Raw genomic sequence first — 16598 nt, forward strand, 5'->3', positions numbered from 1 at the left:
GTTATGCCTCCTCACCTTTTATCATTTCGGAACCTTTGCGGTTTTTGCAGATCTCTGTGATCGGGATTCCCGTCTCACGGGAGAGAATTTCCATCGCTCTCGGAGTGCAGAAGCCTGCCTGACACCGTCCCATACCCTGACGGACGCGCCGTTTGATTCCATCCATCGAGCGTGCGCCGAGTGTACGGGTGATCGCATCCACGATCTCCCCCTCGCTGATTGTCTCGCAGCGGCAGACGATTGCGCCGTATGCCGGGTTCTTGCGGATCAGTTCTGCGCGTTCTTCCGTATTTAAACGTGCTGCTTTCACGATGCCCTTGCGGATCGGATTGAAATTCGGATTCTTGCCAAATCCAGCTTTTTCCTCGATCATCCCAGCCAGATATTCACCGATCGCCGGTGCGCAGGAAAGTCCCGGAGACTCGATTCCGGCTGCATCAAAGAAGCCCGGTGCGTCCTCCGCCTCACCGATGATGAAATCATCGCCGTCCTCATGGGCACGCAGGCCGGAGAAGGAAGTGATGACCTGACGGAACGGAATGTTGTTGACACTCTTGGTTGCCTTCTCACATGCCTCTGCCAGTCCCTCGGCGGTCGTGTAGGTTCCGTCCTTATCTTCCTGATCCACCGCGGTCGGTCCGACTAAGAGATTTCCGTGAATCGTCGGGCTGACGAGGATTCCCTTGCCATACTTGCCCGGAAGCTGGAATACGGTCGCTGATACGTGGTTGCCAGCCTCTTTATCGAGCAGGCAGTACTCGCCGCGGCGCGGCACAATGTGAAGCTTCTTTTCCGAAACCATGTTGTGGATCTCGTCAGAATACACGCCGGCTGCGTTCACGACATATTTTGTCTCGAAGACACCGTTGTTGGTTATCACACGGTATCCTTCTGTCGTTTTTTCAACTTTTTCTGCTTTTGTGTTGAATACAAATTCAACGCCGTTATCACAGGCATTCTCTGCCAGCGCGATCGTCAGACCAAATGGACATACGATGCCGCCGGTCGGTGCATAGAGCGCTGCCACAACCTCCCCGCTGACGTTCGGCTCCATCTTGCGGACCTCATCGCCGGTCAGAATGGAAATATCCGGCACACCGTTTGCCACGCCTCTCTCATAGAGTGCCTGCAGCGCCGGGCGGTCCTCTTCTGCGAAGCAGAGTACCAGGGAGGAATTCCGCTTGAAATCAAAATCGAGTTCTTTGGATAAATCTCCCATCATGGCGTTGCCTTTTACATTGAGCTTTGCTTTTAAAGAACCTGTCTTTGCGTCATAGCCCGCATGGACGATAGCACTGTTTGCCTTCGATGTGCCGGAGCAGACATCCTCTTCTTTTTCCAGAAGCACGGTGCGGCACTCATATTTCGAAAGCGCTCTGGCGATACTGCTGCCGATGACGCCGCCTCCGATAATCACTACGTCGTATGTATTTCCGTTCATACTGTGATCCTCCATTATTTATACTAAATGTTTTCTTGTTCTCGTTTCAACTATCCTGTTTGTTTAGATAATTCATCCTATTTCTGCTGCATTTCGTGCGTAAGTCCATCTGAACCCTTTAGCTGCTACAGCTCCTCTGCAAACCGGATCTCCTCCATCGCCTGAATGTCGCCCAGAAGCGTTTTCCGGAGCGACTTGTCCTGCACCTCCACCGACATCGTCGCGGAGGGACCCTCGCCCTTTAACTTATTCTTGGCAATATCAAAAGACACGATTTTCACATCCTTGGAACGCATGGTATCCATGAACGCCCCAACACACCGGCTGCTGGTAAATTCCAGATAAAAATCGAACACCTTCGCATGCTCATGAATCATTGAATCCACGCGTGTCAGAAGCTTCAAGGTAACCGCAATCAGAATCAGACCGTAAAACGCGCCGTCCACAAATCCGATACCGGCTGCCAGTCCTTCACAGGCGCAGACCCAGAGACACGCCGCTGTGGTCAGTCCACGCACCTGATTACGCCCGGTTACCATGATCGTGCCAACTCCTAAAAATCCGACGCCGCTGATAACCTGCGCGCCCATCCGCGCCATGTCCGCTTTCGCAGATGGAAATGTCCGGAACATATATTCACTCGTCAACATGACAAGCGCTGAACCCAGGCAGACCAGCACATGCGTCTTGATGCCCGCACCGCGCCGTTTCAGACCACGGTCAATTCCAATGAACATTCCCACTGCCAGTGAAAACAGCAGGCGAATCCAGATGCCGACCGCTGTCCAGGTTGCCGCCGTCTCCACAATCCATTTCCAAACTGCCATTTTTTCTCCCTCTGCCAGCCCGTAAAACTTCTAAAACACAGCTCTTTTTTGCTCCACAAGACTTTCCATGACCGATATCGGTATCTTTTATGGAACAAAAAAGAGCAGAAAGCATCCGTATTTCTACGTTTGCCTTTCTGCTCTTAATCTCACAGGCTTTATTATATCCAATTTATTAACGTTTTGTCAATCTGTTTCTATGCTGCGCCGTACAGAAGATCCGGTACGCATGTAATTAAGAACGGGCAGAAAGTCAGAAGCAGAAGAACAACCAGAAGGGACACGATAAATGGCCATACTTCCTTCAGGAACTCACTGATCGGACATCCCGTGATACCACAGGTCGTGAACATCATCGAACCGAACGGAGGTGTAATACCACCGATCATGATGTTAACGATCGCTACCAGTCCAAAGTGGTAATCATTGATTCCAAGCTGTCTTGCAACCGGAAGCAGCAGAGGTGTGATAATCATCAGCGCCGCACCGCCTTCCAGGAACATACCCATAATCAGAAGAATCACGTTGCATGCCATAAGGAACAGCCACTTGTTGGTTGTCAGGCTTAACATAGCAGTTGCCACGACTCTCGGCAGGTTGATCCAGGTCATGTAATAACCGAATACATTCGCTGCAACCATGATCAGGACAACGCTGGAAGTACCGGCGATACTGTCAAGCAGGATCGGAACCAGATGCTCTTTCAGGGACAGTTTCTTGTAAACGAAACGTCCGATAATAATACAGTAAAGAACGGCTACCGCACCGCCCTCAGACGGGGTAAACATGCCAAAACGCATTCCCAGAATGATACCAAACGGGAAGAACAGACCCCAGAAAGAGGTAATACCCTGTTTCACGATTTCTTTCAGAGACGGGAATTTTTCACGGGTGGTCGGGTAGTTTCTCTTATGCGCAATAATCGAAACAACGATCATCATCGAGATTGCCATCAGGATACCCGGAATATAACCAGCCGCAAACGTACGACCCAGGGAAATCTGTGCAATCAGGGTAAAAACGATCAGGTTTACTCCCGGCGGAATAACCGGTGTAGCAGCCGAGGAAGCCGCTGTGATCGCTGCGGAGAACGCCTTGGAGTAACCTCTCTTCTCCATCTCCGGAACCAGCATCTTGGACTGCATCGCACAATCTGCGTTGGCCGAACCGGAACATCCGCCCATCAGCATACTAAGTACTACGTTTACCTGTGCCAGACCGCCTTTCATATGACCGGTCAGCACTTCCGCGAAATCCATCATCTTGTCACTGATGCCGCCGTAGTTCATGACGGAACCAGCCATAACGAAAAATGGAATCGCTAACATCGAGAACGACTGTGTAGAGGTCATAACCTTCTGTAAGATCAGCCAGTTTTTACTGGTTGTATCAATAAATGTAAAATAAAAGAAGGTTGAACCAAACAGCGCATATACAATCGGCATTCCCAGGAAATAGAGAATAAATACCATAAAAATCGGAACGAGTTCAATTAATTCGAGTCCCATCAGTCATTTCCCCCTTTCCCTTTAAATACCTTGATAATATCCTTAACCAAAAAGTAAATACAGAAAATCAGTGAAAGCCCAAATCCGATCGGAACCGCGCCGGAAATATACCAGCTCGGAACACGCAGCGTATTCGTCAGCTTATCCATCGTGTTCATCACATACTGGATACTTGTTCTGGTCAGCATAATCAGAGTGGCAAGCTCCAGAAGATCCATAATAACCTTAACAACTTTTCTTATCTTCTCCGGAAGAATGTTGATCAGGATGTCTACGCCCAGATGTGCGTGCTTACGGTACGCATATGCGCTTCCAATAAAGACGGTCCAGACGAAGAGCCCCGTAGCGACCTCTTCCGACCAATACAACGGTCTTTTCAGGAAATAGCGCATAAGGACGTTTGCGTTTACAACGATTGTACAGAGTGTCAGTGTCACGCAGGTAATAATTGCATCCAGGTTTACCAGCACCGACCCCAGTGTGATTTTTTTCTTTTCCATAGTCTATCCTCATGCATTCATAATGGCAGTCAGTTTTGCATAACCGACGACTGTTCTGTCATACAGTCATCATTCCAGCAGTTGTAACTGTTCAGTACCTTCACAGTCACGCGCAAAAATCCATTAAAAATTGCCTACGGCAATGGGATTTTTGCCTGCTGGCCCATGTTTTCGTACGGTCAGCGCAGTAAATGCGCAGACCTACTGAACAGTTACCAGCAGTTTCATATTTCCGGCACTATACGTTTGTCGGAAGCCTGCCCGGACCTCAGACAATCTTCTTCGTTCTGACAGCCCGGGCAGATATACTTTCTTCTCCGCAGCGGTTCTGATAACCGTTACGTTTTTACTATTTCATAATTGCTTTAAAATACTGTATTTGTTCGGAATAATTTACATTATTCGTTGTTTGCACGGTAGTCATTCAGGAAATCAACCAGCTTCTGGTGAAGTTCCGGATCTGCGCCGTACTCGTCTACGATCCAGTCGTAAACCGGAGCACAAGCCTCTGTGAATGCATCAACATCTACATCATTCCACTCAACGCCTTTGTCTTTCAGGAACTCGATCATGGAGCTTCGTCGTTCTCAGCATTTTCCTGCTCCCACTTACCAGCTTCTACACAGCACTCATCCAGGATGTTTCTCCATTTTTCCGGGATGGACTGATATACGTCCTCAGCCATGAATAACCAACGGGTTGCGATGAAGTGGTTCGTGTTTGCAACTTTCTTGGTGTACTCATAAGCACCTGTATCCTTCAGGGTGGAGATGGAACCTCGAAACCATCAACAACACCACTGGACATAGCAGATAAGCACTCCGTAAAGCTCATTGCAGACGGGGTAGCACCCAGACAGGTAATCGTCTTAACAAACAGCGGAGACTCGGTCGAACGCATGATCAGACCATTTAAGTCAGCCGGTTTCTCAACTACCTTGTTCGTACATACGCTTCTGAATCCGAACGAATAATGTGTATCCAGAACGTGGATGTTGTGCTCGCTTGCCAGTTTTGCATTCAGATCTTTTACAATATCAGAATCCATCACTGCATTATACTCTGCATTGTTCTTGTAAAGCATCGGTCCAACTAATACGTTGTAATCGCCGATGTAATCAGCAAAGTAGGACGGCTCCTCCAGACCCATCCAGACAGCGCCGTTGTGTGCCTGTGCTACAGACTCCGCGTAGCAGTCAAGCTGGTTCTGTCCGTAATACTCCAGAGTGATATGACCATCGGTCTTCTCTTTTACCAGGTCTGCCAGATATTCGCTGGCTTTGTAGTTCCACTCTGCCGGCTGGAATACGTTGGAAAACTTGATGGTGATGTAGTAATCATCTGCAGATGCCTCGTCACCTGCTGCCGTTCCTGCGTCTGCTGCCTTTGTGTCAGTCTTTGCGCCGCTGCCGCCGCAGGCCGCCAGGCTCATCGCCATCGTCGCTGCCAGTACTACTGATAATACTTTTCTCATACGTTTTCTCTCCTTTTTCTTAACCTCCCCCAGTCATCTTTCTGACCGGTTCATCAACAGTTTCTACTACTTTCTAAATAAATTACCATTTCAGCATTTAGGCAAAAAAATAGCACCATTTTTAAAAAACAGTCTTTTCCAGCTGTTTCTAACCATGGCGCATCTCTTCGTCTCTGCTTTTGGTTCTTTATTCATCTTTTACCTAATTTTAACACTTATTTTACGATTAGGCAAGCTATTTTGTCGAAATTATATAATTTTTTCTCGATTTTAGTCGATTTTTGTGTGATATTTTTGTAACAATCTTGTTTATTTTTTATCAACATTACAGATTTAACAGATCCAGTTGCGGAAACAGGGAAGAAACAGTATACTACTTCTTAAGATATTTTCTATGCTTCTATATACTGTTTTTATATAGGTGATGATTGATTTTTTATATGAAAGGGCTTACCATGATTTACTATAAGATAGAAATGCACCACAACGAAAAAACCTTCGAATCCCTGTCCCGGATGCAGTACGATCTCTTCTGCGTTTCCAACCGGATCACGCGGACAATTTTAAGCATCCTGTTCATCGCCGGAGGTATCATCAATCTAAGCGAGTGGTGGGGCATCCTCTTAGCCGCCTACGGCTGCTATCTGACGACCAGCACCTACAGCTCCGCCAACCACACCGCCCACAAGCTCGCCGAACAGATCCAAAAAAGCGGCATGCCGTTCCCGGCATCCCGCTATGAATTCTGTGAAAATCATCTGGAAGTCTATTCTCTTCCGAAAAACACCCGCGAAAGCACACTGGCTTACAATGAATTTGAAAAGCTGGGTGAGGACCGCGATTATTTCTATCTGTTCCGCGATTCCTACGGCGGGTATATGGTGCCGAAAAAGGGGATTGACGCAAGCGCGGGGTCCCGTTCAAATTCGGATGAGAGCCAGAATTTGAAAGCAATTGGCGCGTTTCGGGAATTTTTGGAAAATAAGAGTGGGAAACGGATTTATAGGAAGACGATTCCGCTGGTTCGGGTGATGCAGGCGTTGAAGAAGAAAAGATAGGTCGATAGATATAAACTATAAAATAGTTCAACAACTATAAAAAGCCACGATTTGAACTCTTTGATTCAGATCGTGGCTTTCTCAAAAACCTGCTGTTCTATTCTGTTTTTCTGCCAAAAATCTTCTGCAGTTCCTAGAATCAGCCTTACCGCGTGGTGCTCAAAAAAAATATCAATGCAGTTATTTTCTTCTATCTCTGCGCCACCTTATGCGGATTCAGAATATTCTTCGGATCGAACACTTTCTTGATTCCGTTCATCAGATCCAGGTTCTTCTCCGGCAGGGATTCTCTTAAATACGGCTTTTTCGCATATCCGATGCCGTGCTCGCCGGACACCTGACCTTCGAGTTCATGGGCCTTCTGATAGATCTTCTCCATTGCAGCAGACATCCGTTTTTCCCACTCTTCATCACTCAAATCGTCTTTCAGGATGTAGGCGTGCAGATTTCCGTCGCCCGCATGACCGAAGCTCTTGATGCGGATATCAATTTCATTGTGGAGATCGTGCAGATACGTCACCATCTCATTGACGCGGCTTCTCGGAACAACCATATCGACCTCATCCATGTAAGTCGTGGATCCCTTGATTGCCTCCAGGAAAGCGCCTCTGGCTTTCCAGATGGATTCCTCACGCTCCTGGGTATCGGAAATCAGCACGTCCAGTGCGCCCTGTTCCAGGCAGAGCTTGGCCACCTTGTCATACGCTTCTTCGATCTCCTGGGTGGAATTACCATCAAATTTCAAAAGCAGATACGCATCCGACTGTTTATCCGGGAACGCTTTTCCTAAATACTCCTCGGCGTCTTCAATCACTTCCCGCTGCATGAACTCGATCGCGGTCGGGATCGTCTTAGATTTGATGATAACCGGGACGGTGTCGATCGCCTGTTTCAGGGTCGGGAACGGGATCAGAAGGCTGATGACACGCTTCGGAAGCGGCAGAAGCTTTAAGATCGCCTTGGTAATAAAGCCAAGCGTTCCCTCGGAACCAATAATCAGATCTTTCAAGTCATAGCCTGAACTATTCTTTACGACTTTGCCTCCAAACTGAGTGATCGTGCCATCCGGCAGAACCACTTCCAGCCCCATGACATAGTCTCTCGTCACACCGTATTTGACCGCACGCATACCGCCCGCATTCGTGCTGATGTTGCCGCCGATGGTCGCTGATTTCTCACCCGGATCCGGCGGGTAGAAGAAATCGTGATCTTCTACATAGGCGGACAATTCCATCAAAAGGACGCCCGGTTCCACCGTGACCGTCAGGTTTTCCTCATCCAATTCGAGAATCTGGTTCATCAGGGTGGTATCGATCATAATGCCATGTTCCATCGGAACCGAAGAACCAACCAGACCCGTTCCGGCGCCCCTCGGTGTCACCGGAATCGTATTTTCGTATGCATATTTCATGATCGCCGCGATCTCTTCGGCTGATTTTGCCTTTACCACCACATCCGGATAACTGCTGGTGCCGCTCAGCTCATCGTGGCTGTACTCTTCGTTGATATTTTCACCTACGAGGACACGCTCGTCATCCTGAATTGTGTTTTTTATATATAAAATATCATCTTTATCTATTTTCTTGTAATTTCCCATGATATCCTGCTCTCCTTCCTGTGAATCTTTATCTTCCCATCTCAATCTTCTCAATCAGTCTCGGGAGAATCTCATAGAGATCACCAGTCAGGCAGTAATGTGCCGTCTTGAAAATCGGCGCTTTCGGATCTTTATTGATCGCGACGATCGTCTCCGCGTGATTCATGCCGGCAGTAAACTGGACCGCACCGGACACGCCGCAGGTGATGATGAGTTTTGGGCGGACCGTACGGCCACTCAGACCGATCTGGCACTTGGCATCCAGCCATCCGGCTTCCACCATCGGACGGGTGCAGGCAAGCTGACCTCCCAGCAGATCTGCCAGTTTTTCCAGCATTTTCAAATCTTCCGGCTTCTTCACGCCTCGTCCGGCTACCACCAGGACGTCAGCATTTTCGATAAAGGTTTCCTTCGGCTTTTCTACGATATCCAGAACCCTCACGTGGGAAAGCAGTTTTTCCTTCTCAATTGTACAGACCACAATCTCACCGCTCTCTTTCTCGGCACGCTCCGGTGCGTTCATGATCTTATAGCGCACGGTCGCCATCTGCGGACGGTGGTTCGGGGTCTTGATGTGCGCCATGATATTGCCGCCAAAAGCCGGTCGGATCTGGGATAAATCAGTATTTTCATCCATTTCCAGGATCGTACAATCCGCGGTCAGACCTGTTTTCATACGGGCAGCCACACGCGGCGCCAGCTGTCTGCCGACCGTGGTCGCACCGACGAGAATAGACGATGGTTTTACTGTCTGGATGAAGTTTTCAAAAACAGCCGTGTACGGCTCGATCTGGAAACGTGCCAGTTCCGGTGCATCATAGACGAATACTTTATCTACATTATAATGAAGCAGTTCGTGTGCAGCCGCTTCGATTCCATTTCCCATAAACAGGGCGTAAACCGGATGTCCCGTTACCTTGGAAAGTTCTCTTGCTTTTCCAAGAAGCTCCAATGTAACCGGATGCACCTTTCCATCCACGTGATCTACGTAAACGGCAATGCCCTTCCATGCACTCTTATCGATGCTCGGTTTTACCGCGTCTTCTACATATTCAACCGCGCCCTTCGGACCTTTTCTCACGCAGAGACGGCACATTTTACAGGCGGCGCTGATCGTCACCTTTCCGTCTTTTTCTTCCATCGCCCCGAACGGACAGAGCTTGATAAGTTCCTGATTATCCGGGATTTTGTCCTGATGTATGATTAACTCAGCCATGATTCCACCTCCTACACGAATTTCATATCCACGATCTTCTGATACAGCCGGTCCGCCAGCTCTTCGCCGCTTCCGTCCCACATTTCCTTTTTGTCATTGACAGCCGGTGGGAAAATGCGCTGAACCTGCGTCGGGGAACCATTGAGTCCATAGTGCATCGCGTCTTTATCATCCATATCCGCCAGGGAAAGAATCCGGATTTCACGGTCTTTCGTGTTCATTTTCCGGACATACGAAGGAAGTCTTGGCTGGAAAATGTCCTTGTCAACGGCTAAGAGACACGGGAACTGCACTTTCGCCACCTCGACCTCTTCCGGCAGATCCATGCTGACGGTGATGCCGTCCTCATCAATCTGATTGATCCTGACAACATCTGCCACGCTCGGGATATTCAGCCACTCGGAGATCTCCGGACCAACCTGCGCGGTGTCGCCGTCCGTTGTCTGTTTGCCGCAGAGGATCAGATCAAAATCACCGCAGCTCTTGATGCCCTGCGCAAGTGTATAGCTGGTCGCCAGTACATCCGCACCGCCAAATTTGCGATCCGATAAAAGCGTTCCGCCGTCCGCGCCCATCGCAAATGCCTCGCGGATCACCTGCTGCGCCTGCGGCGGTCCCATGGAAATGACGTGAACACTTCCGCCCACTTCTTCCCGGATCCGGAACGCCGTCTCCAGCGCGTACAGATCGTATGGGTTCATCTTCGAAGCCGCGCCGTCTCGTTTCAGCACGCCGGTAACCGGATCGACTTCTACTTTATTGCTTTCCGGTACCTGTTTGATACAGACAAGAATCTTCATTCTGTTTCCTCCTTCATATGGATGCTTTGTAAAAATCTTTAAATGATGGATGTAAAGAATTTTTAATCCGCATATTGGTTCTACCAATTTATTGAAAAGAAAAAGAATTTTGGTAGAACCAATTTTCTTTATTCGTTAGTATAGTGGGCTGCGTTCTAGTTGTCAACGATTGTTTATCTTTTCACATAGAATGTGTTTTTTCATGTTTTTCCAAAATTTCATCTATCATCCGGAAATGCCGGTCCAGTGCACCCTTCCCCGCTGCATTATCTTTGTTCCGCAGCGCTTCCGCAATCTGCCGGTGACAGAGATTCAGTGCTTCTTTCGCCTCTTTTGTCCGCAGAATTTCCGCGCGCATATTCCGGATGAAGGTATCGATCACGCCGGAACACGCCTCTAAAATATTGAGCAGCAGCACATTTCCCGACGCCAGCGCCAGTGTAAAATGGATCTGTTTGTCAATCCGGGCGTTTTCCTGCTCGTCCATGCTCCGGTCAAGACGTTTTACCAGTTCTTCCAGCGCGTCCATCTGGCTCTCCGACGCATGTTCAACCGCCAGGGCAAACGCCTGCTGTTCCAGCGCATAGCGGATCTGGCTGATCTGCTGATAATTAATCTGGGACATAGCAAACATCATCCCCATCGTCTCCGCAATGCTTTTCTGAAATTCACAAGTGATGTAATTCCCCGATCCCTGCTGGGAGGAAATCACTCCCGTCATATCCATGATCCGCAGCGCTTCCCGGACGGAATTGCGGCTGACTTCCAGCATCTGCGCAATCTCCCGCTCCGGAGGAAGCTTCTCCCCCGGACGCAGCTCGCCCGCCATGATGCGGTTCTTGAAATATTCGATGACGCCTTTGTAGGCTTTTTCCTGTTTTTCCATAGACGCTGCATTCCTTTCACTTTGTCTTTATCATATCATATATAAAAATCCGGATTGAACCGAAAAGATTCTTTTTACAGAAAGCTCTCCAATCTCGTCTCCTGCCAGCTTATAATCTCCTGCTCCAATTTACAGTTGTGCTCCAACATATACCGCAATATTCCCGCATAGCTGCTGCCCTGTTTTATCATCGCTTCCGCCTTCGCCCGATCGGGTGCTTCCAATGGCTTCGCATATGTCTGAAACCGCTGCAATTCCTGCACGCCCATAGCGCACAGCTGAAACGGCAGTCCCGTCTTTCGGATCAGATGTCCCGCGATCGCCAGACCGTCTGGATCGAGATCTCCAAAATGATACCAGGAAAGTCCCGGATTTTCTCTGGCGATCCGCTGCAAAAGCGCCTGTTTCGTGCGGGTATGGTAACCACTCAGAAACAGGTAAAATATGTGTTCCCGCTCCAGCCGATGAAACGAGGTCAGATTTTCCACCGTCATCAGCGCTGCATCCCGGATGTGGATGCTTTTTGCCTTCTGGAATGTCTCAAAAGGGATCGACATCGGCAGATCGTGATAAATCCGAAGTTCGCGTCCATCTTCAAGGCAGATCCGCGCATCCCCTTTCAGATAGATATACGCCGGATTGGAATAAATGTAAAATTCCTCCAGAAGCGCCGTCTGCCGCTCCCGTTCTTCTTCCAGCTCCGCAAGCGGTTCATCATACCGCCCCGTGTACTCCAAAATTCCACACACCTTTTTCCGGTATATCTTTTCCCACTGTTTACTGTCATGCAGAACTGCCTCTGACATTTCCCGCTCCAGCGTAGTTCTCTGCTTTTCCTGATTTTCTTTTAAAAATTGCACCAGATTCCAGATAGCTTCTGCCTCGGTTATCTCTTTTTCTACCTTCTTTTCATCCAGCTTTCTCGCACGGCTGTTTTTCAGTGTCTGAAGCTTTTCTTTTCCATATGCCTCCAATAAATCGCATTGGCAGAAGCGATGATAAACCTCTTCCAGCCGTTTTTTTAGAATATTCTTTTCTGTCCGGTTCAGGCAGGCATAGTAATCTTCCCAGCGTTCCGGGACAGCACAGATCTGACGGAGAATACCAGTATTCGGAGGAACTACATGAATAAGTCCCTCCGATTCCATCTGACGGATCAGTCGTTCAAATTCTTTTTCCTGGAAAAACTGTTCCGGCGGGAGAAAATCTTTGTTGTAGCCCTTGAAAATATCGGATGGTTTGACCGAAAACACTTGTTTTACCTTGTTTTCACCGGCGTAGGTGACGCTTTTTTCGTATTGATCCAGCAATTTACTTAAAAGCTGTTCTTTCCACTCTTTCCGATCCGCCATTTTTTCTCCTCGTTTCCTATGCCTGCTTCACCAATCCTTCTACCGCATTCGTATACCGTCCTGTCACGATCAGGCTGACGGTTGAATCGATGAACTGACCGATACTGTTGATCTTCTCCGGCGGGGCTGCATAGAATACCTGGAAGTGATTTTCTTCGAAATAACGGACCATCTGCTCGATCCGCTCTCTCGACAATGCCGAGAATGCCTCGTCGATGAATGCCAGACGGGCGCAGCAGGTGTTTGCCGGGTAGCACTGCAAAAGACTCGCCGCCAGAATGATGAAATACGGGGTCTGCTTCTCGCCGTTGCTGGCGGAACCCTGTTTTTTTGATAACTCTGCCGTGATCTCAGTCTGTCCCTGACGGCTGCTGATCTCCATATCGTAAGAGAAATATCTCCTGTAATCCGTGTATTCCCACTCATCTTCTTCCGCCAGAATGATACTCATAAACTCCTGAATATCATTCTCCATCTCCTCGTCGTCGCGCGCCGAATTCATATAGACCTGCGGGGAACTCATATATTTTTCCAGACGCCTGCAGATGCGGAAGAAGAGAGCGCGGTCTGGCTTTTCTTTCATCACAAACTTGTAGGTATCGTTGCCAAACGGCATATGGCGCAGTTCGCGGTTGATCGCGTCCATCTCACGTTTTGCCTCGCGGACATTCTCGTCAATCTCCGCCACGAAATCGTTCATAAACGCGCTCTCCAGTCGTCCTGCCTGCTCCTGCAGCTTCTGCTGGGCTTCCTCCACCTTGACGTGCGCCAGGTTCCGGTATTCTTCCCGGTACCACGGGATGTAACCGATGCCGCGCTTTCCGACGTCGATTCCCGCCAGGCGGCAATACGCCAGCTGTGCGTCCTCCAGCTGGCGCTCCCGCTCTGCCAGCATATTTTTGCTCTTGTCGATGGAAAGCTGTGTCGTCACGCGGATCGTGCCGCGCTTCTCGCTTTCGCGGTTATATTCCTCCAGCATCACCTCTTTGAGTTCCATGTTGACAAGGCATTTTTCCTCATATGCCTTCTGGCATAAATAGATCTCCGTGCTGATACGGCCCAGTGTTCCTTCGCAGCCCTTTAAATCATTCTTACAGCCGCCGAGCTCACTCTGGTTCTGGTTCACACTCTCATTTGCCTCGCGTGCCAGCCGTCCCGCCGTCTCCAGTTCTTTCAGGACTGCGGTAAAGTCCGGATTTGCCTCGATCTCCTCGCGGTCCTTTACCAGGCTGTCCCTGCGCTTTCCGCAGTCCCTCAGCCCATATGCCGCGCCAAAATCGTAGTGTCCGCCGTCCCAGTCGATCTCCTTGATCGCATCACGGTATTTGATAACCTGTGAAAGTGCCTCTTTATCGGCCCGCTGAACCACCTGTAATTCTTCCAGTTCTTTTCTGGACTGTTCCAGCTGGCAGCGGATCGCGTCTGCGCCGAGACACAGCTCGGTCCGTCTCATATCCATCATCGCAACCGCATAGCTCTTCGCCAGCATGCCATCCCGCATGAGTCCGCCCTTCGGGTATTCATGCAGCTCTTCCAGGTTTTCACATAGATGAATGCCGTTTAACAGATAATTGGCGTAACGTCTCGCATAGACGTTCGGGATCCGCAGAATCTCCGCCGCGGAACCTTCCACCGCCTCTGTTTCTGGAAGCTTATCCGTGATCACGACATTTCCATCATAGATCCGCTCTTTCTGTAAAATCTGCATCGCCTTATGGCAGTGCGCGCCGTCCACGATGATATAGAAACGCTTTCTTCCCAGAAATGTCTCAACCGCCTTTCTCCACTCCGGAGCGGTCACCTCCTGGACCAATTCGGCAAAAATGTGGACCTCTGTCTGGATACCCTGTTTTTCTAACCCTCTCTGAATCTTATTCCGGGCATTTTCCACCTCCGCCGGGAACACAAGGATATTCGATTCCAGACGGCGGATCTTCTCCTGCAGCGCCCCTATCTCTTTTTCGCGCTCTTTACACTGATCCTGCAGGTGGATCTTATTTTCCTCATAGATGCCGTCCTGACGGTGCACCTTCTCGCGGAATGCGTCAAACGCCTCCCGCTTCTTCGCCGTCTCCCCATCCGCCTGTTCCAATGTCTCCAGATAGGTGTTTTCCGAGGATAAGGACGGAAGATCTGCTTCCAGAAGCTTGATAAGCGCGCTTATCTTCTTCTTCAATTTCAAAATCTGCGCCAGCTTGTCCTCCCAGTTCTTTTTCTCACGATCCGCTTCCTCGATCTGGCGTTTCAGGGAATCCAGGCTTTCCTGCATTCCCTTGACCATATCGTTATTTTCTGCAATTCGCAGGCGTTCCTGTGCGGCTTCCTGCTGTCTTGCGAGCTCTCCCGCCCGCTCGGTCAGGCGCCCGTACTGGTCTTTTAAAGCCTGATAACGGTTTTTCGTCTGCTTTTCTTCCTCTTCCTTCTCCCGGAGCGCCTGATACGAAAGCATCAGCTCCCGGATGCGGAGTACCCGCTTTTTCTTCTCGTATTCATCACTCTGGCGAAGCACCTCTTCGAGCTGGATTTTGCCCTGTCTGAGACTCTCATAGAGTTCCCGCAGGCGCTCAAACTGGCGCTTCTGCTCGCGCAGTTCCTCCAGCGACTGGACTTTTCCCGGTTCCAGGACACAGTCCTGAATAAACTGGTCGATATTATTTTCCGGGTTAAATGCCATCATTTTCAGAAGCTTTGTCCGGTATTTGACTGCGTCCACGCGGAGTCCCAGTGCCCGGAGTACCGCCTCCGTGCCGCGGTCCCGTCCCATAAAAGAGGAAAGCTTCATCGCCTCGCCATTCACTGTCAGCTCATTTTTCGGCGTGATGCGGAGTGCATTTCCCTCAATCCGTGTAAAATCGATATCGTCAATCGCCGCCCCAGGACAGATAAACCAGCTGCTGACCGGCTTGCCAGACTCACTTGGAGACTCAATGCATACTCCAACCGTGAGCGGCACTCCCAGCGTCGGATCGGAAAATTCCATCGCAATATAGCTGACAACGCTGCCATTTCTCAAATAACGCGCCTCACCATTACTGCGCGTGTCGCCGCGCACATAGCCAAGCACCGTCCGGTCTCGGTCCTTCGCCGCCTTGTTAAACTGCGTGTTGCCCGTCAGGAGATAGGTCATCGCATCAAGCACCGTCGATTTTCCGCTTCCGTTGACACCGGTCACCAGGGTCGAACCTTCCAGCTCGATACAGACATTCTGGAAACGCGACCACTGGACCATCAAAAGTTTTTTCGCCGATTTCCTATTCATGATCGTCTGATTCTTCATCGCCGTCTTCCTCCTCTTTTGTCAGCTCCGTTTCCCATTCGTCCTCACGGCTCCACTTTTCCTGCATCCGCCGGTTGACATTTTCCACAAATTTGCCAAACTCCTGTGGTTCCAGCACAAACTGCATCGACGGATAAAGACAGATCCGGCAGTCCTCCTCGCCGAGCTTTCCAATCACCTGCAGAAGCTGATATTTGGTAAACAGCGTCAGAATCGATGCAAAACTGCTCTTGTCAATCTGATCCCGAATGCCATATTTTTCCATCTCATAGCGCAGATCGGTCACCGAAATCTCAATATTTTTCGAAAGACTTCCAGAACGCACCCGGTCCGCATAAAGAGTCCAGAGGCAGCATAAAACCACACTCTCCATCTTTTTGAGTGTCACATGGTTGATCTGCAGTTTTCCATTCTCGCCGAGATCCCGGCAGTTCTGCAGCATAATCACGCCATTTTCCCGGTCAATTACAATATCATATCCGATATATCCCAGGTACGCCGAAAATGGTTCCGAACGCTTGGAGACAAAATAGTACGCTTTTTTGCTGTCCTCGTCACGGTCGCGCACGATAAAGGTCTGCTTCAGAAGACGCCTGACACTTTTCTGGAACATGTCCTTCTCAGAGGATGTATATTCATTCCATATTTCTTCAAATCCCATGT

At 49.4% G+C, this 16598-nt stretch carries 15 protein-coding genes; 1 reads left to right on the forward strand and 14 read right to left on the reverse strand.

Annotation, left to right across the window (positions count from 1 at the left end; translation table 11 throughout):
• Position 1: 1 nt before the first annotated feature.
• The 7 genes from DWX91_RS02935 to dctP form a co-directional block, all read right to left on the reverse strand.
• Positions 2-1441 (reverse strand): NAD(P)/FAD-dependent oxidoreductase, encoded by a 1440-nt coding sequence (locus tag DWX91_RS02935; protein WP_118472038.1) that lies wholly within the window; start codon positions 1439-1441, stop codon positions 2-4.
• A gap of 125 nt (positions 1442-1566) precedes the next feature.
• Positions 1567-2268: an MgtC/SapB family protein gene (locus DWX91_RS02940; protein ID WP_118472039.1), complete on the reverse strand. Its 702-nt coding sequence runs from the start codon at positions 2266-2268 to the stop codon at positions 1567-1569.
• Between the two features lie 197 nt (positions 2269-2465).
• Positions 2466-3776: a TRAP transporter large permease gene (locus DWX91_RS02945; RefSeq protein WP_182431265.1), complete on the reverse strand. Its 1311-nt coding sequence runs from the start codon at positions 3774-3776 to the stop codon at positions 2466-2468.
• Positions 3776-4276 (reverse strand): TRAP transporter small permease, encoded by a 501-nt coding sequence (locus tag DWX91_RS02950; RefSeq protein ID WP_118472040.1) that lies wholly within the window; start codon positions 4274-4276, stop codon positions 3776-3778. Before DWX91_RS02950 ends, DWX91_RS02945 begins: the two co-directional genes overlap by 1 nt.
• Before the next feature lie 398 nt (positions 4277-4674).
• Positions 4675-4848, reverse strand: coding sequence for a hypothetical protein (locus DWX91_RS16535; protein ID WP_182435050.1), 174 nt, complete (start codon positions 4846-4848; stop codon positions 4675-4677).
• A complete protein-coding gene (locus DWX91_RS02955; RefSeq protein ID WP_118491971.1) occupies positions 4845-5048 on the reverse strand; it encodes a hypothetical protein in 204 nt (67 codons plus the stop codon). The genes DWX91_RS16535 and DWX91_RS02955 overlap by 4 nt, the downstream gene beginning before the upstream one ends.
• Positions 5036-5749, reverse strand: coding sequence for a TRAP transporter substrate-binding protein DctP (gene dctP / locus DWX91_RS02960; protein WP_118482026.1), 714 nt, complete (start codon positions 5747-5749; stop codon positions 5036-5038). Before dctP ends, DWX91_RS02955 begins: the two co-directional genes overlap by 13 nt.
• A 455-nt stretch (positions 5750-6204) precedes the next feature.
• Between dctP and DWX91_RS02965 the strand changes: the two genes are divergently transcribed.
• Positions 6205-6807 carry a YcxB family protein gene (locus DWX91_RS02965; protein ID WP_182431266.1) on the forward strand — a complete coding sequence of 201 codons (603 nt, stop codon included), beginning with the start codon at positions 6205-6207 and terminating at the stop codon, positions 6805-6807.
• 190 nt (positions 6808-6997) lie between these two features.
• Here the strand turns inward: DWX91_RS02965 and DWX91_RS02970 are convergent, their stop codons facing one another.
• From DWX91_RS02970 to DWX91_RS03000, 7 genes are all read right to left on the reverse strand, one after another.
• The gene (locus DWX91_RS02970) at positions 6998-8404 is read right to left on the reverse strand and encodes an FAD-binding oxidoreductase (RefSeq protein ID WP_107000143.1); all 1407 of its coding nucleotides are present in this window, start codon (positions 8402-8404) and stop codon (positions 6998-7000) included.
• A gap of 28 nt (positions 8405-8432) precedes the next feature.
• Positions 8433-9620, reverse strand: a complete 1188-nt coding sequence (locus DWX91_RS02975; RefSeq protein WP_118293257.1) for an electron transfer flavoprotein subunit alpha — start codon at positions 9618-9620, stop codon at positions 8433-8435.
• Positions 9621-9631: 11 nt separating this feature from the next.
• Complete coding sequence (locus DWX91_RS02980) at positions 9632-10420, reverse strand: electron transfer flavoprotein subunit beta/FixA family protein (protein WP_118293258.1); 789 nt, start codon at positions 10418-10420, stop codon at positions 9632-9634.
• Between the two features lie 181 nt (positions 10421-10601).
• Positions 10602-11306: a FadR/GntR family transcriptional regulator gene (locus DWX91_RS02985; RefSeq protein WP_118472044.1), complete on the reverse strand. Its 705-nt coding sequence runs from the start codon at positions 11304-11306 to the stop codon at positions 10602-10604.
• Between the two features lie 74 nt (positions 11307-11380).
• Entirely contained in the window at positions 11381-12658 is a 1278-nt protein-coding gene (locus DWX91_RS02990; protein ID WP_118472045.1) for a Wadjet anti-phage system protein JetD domain-containing protein, read from the reverse strand.
• Between the two features lie 16 nt (positions 12659-12674).
• Entirely contained in the window at positions 12675-15935 is a 3261-nt protein-coding gene (locus tag DWX91_RS02995) for an ATP-binding protein (RefSeq protein ID WP_118472046.1), read from the reverse strand.
• The gene (locus DWX91_RS03000) at positions 15910-16596 is read right to left on the reverse strand and encodes a DUF4194 domain-containing protein (protein ID WP_117796428.1); all 687 of its coding nucleotides are present in this window, start codon (positions 16594-16596) and stop codon (positions 15910-15912) included. Before DWX91_RS03000 ends, DWX91_RS02995 begins: the two co-directional genes overlap by 26 nt.
• Between the last annotated feature and the right edge of the window lie 2 nt (positions 16597-16598).

Source organism: Clostridium sp. AF22-10 (genome assembly GCF_003478725.1).
GTDB lineage: Bacteria > Bacillota > Clostridia > Lachnospirales > Lachnospiraceae > Otoolea > Otoolea fessa.

What these genes read in the sequence shown, in the direction of transcription:
- DWX91_RS02965 (WP_182431266.1), top strand. Translation starts at nt 6,205, where the DNA reads ATGATTTACTATAAGATAGAAATGCACCACAACGAAAAAACCTTCGAA.
- DWX91_RS02995 (WP_118472046.1), bottom strand. Translation starts at nt 15,935, where the DNA reads ATGAAGAATCAGACGATCATGAATAGGAAATCGGCGAAAAAACTTTTG.
- DWX91_RS02940 (WP_118472039.1), bottom strand. Translation starts at nt 2,268, where the DNA reads ATGGCAGTTTGGAAATGGATTGTGGAGACGGCGGCAACCTGGACAGCG.
- DWX91_RS02970 (WP_107000143.1), bottom strand. Translation starts at nt 8,404, where the DNA reads ATGGGAAATTACAAGAAAATAGATAAAGATGATATTTTATATATAAAA.
- DWX91_RS02990 (WP_118472045.1), bottom strand. Translation starts at nt 12,658, where the DNA reads ATGGCGGATCGGAAAGAGTGGAAAGAACAGCTTTTAAGTAAATTGCTG.
- DWX91_RS02950 (WP_118472040.1), bottom strand. Translation starts at nt 4,276, where the DNA reads ATGGAAAAGAAAAAAATCACACTGGGGTCGGTGCTGGTAAACCTGGAT.
- DWX91_RS02975 (WP_118293257.1), bottom strand. Translation starts at nt 9,620, where the DNA reads ATGGCTGAGTTAATCATACATCAGGACAAAATCCCGGATAATCAGGAA.
- dctP (WP_118482026.1), bottom strand. Translation starts at nt 5,749, where the DNA reads ATGAGAAAAGTATTATCAGTAGTACTGGCAGCGACGATGGCGATGAGC.
- DWX91_RS02945 (WP_182431265.1), bottom strand. Translation starts at nt 3,776, where the DNA reads ATGGGACTCGAATTAATTGAACTCGTTCCGATTTTTATGGTATTTATT.
- DWX91_RS16535 (WP_182435050.1), bottom strand. Translation starts at nt 4,848, where the DNA reads ATGATCGAGTTCCTGAAAGACAAAGGCGTTGAGTGGAATGATGTAGAT.
- DWX91_RS03000 (WP_117796428.1), bottom strand. Translation starts at nt 16,596, where the DNA reads ATGGGATTTGAAGAAATATGGAATGAATATACATCCTCTGAGAAGGAC.
- DWX91_RS02985 (WP_118472044.1), bottom strand. Translation starts at nt 11,306, where the DNA reads ATGGAAAAACAGGAAAAAGCCTACAAAGGCGTCATCGAATATTTCAAG.
- DWX91_RS02935 (WP_118472038.1), bottom strand. Translation starts at nt 1,441, where the DNA reads ATGAACGGAAATACATACGACGTAGTGATTATCGGAGGCGGCGTCATC.
- DWX91_RS02980 (WP_118293258.1), bottom strand. Translation starts at nt 10,420, where the DNA reads ATGAAGATTCTTGTCTGTATCAAACAGGTACCGGAAAGCAATAAAGTA.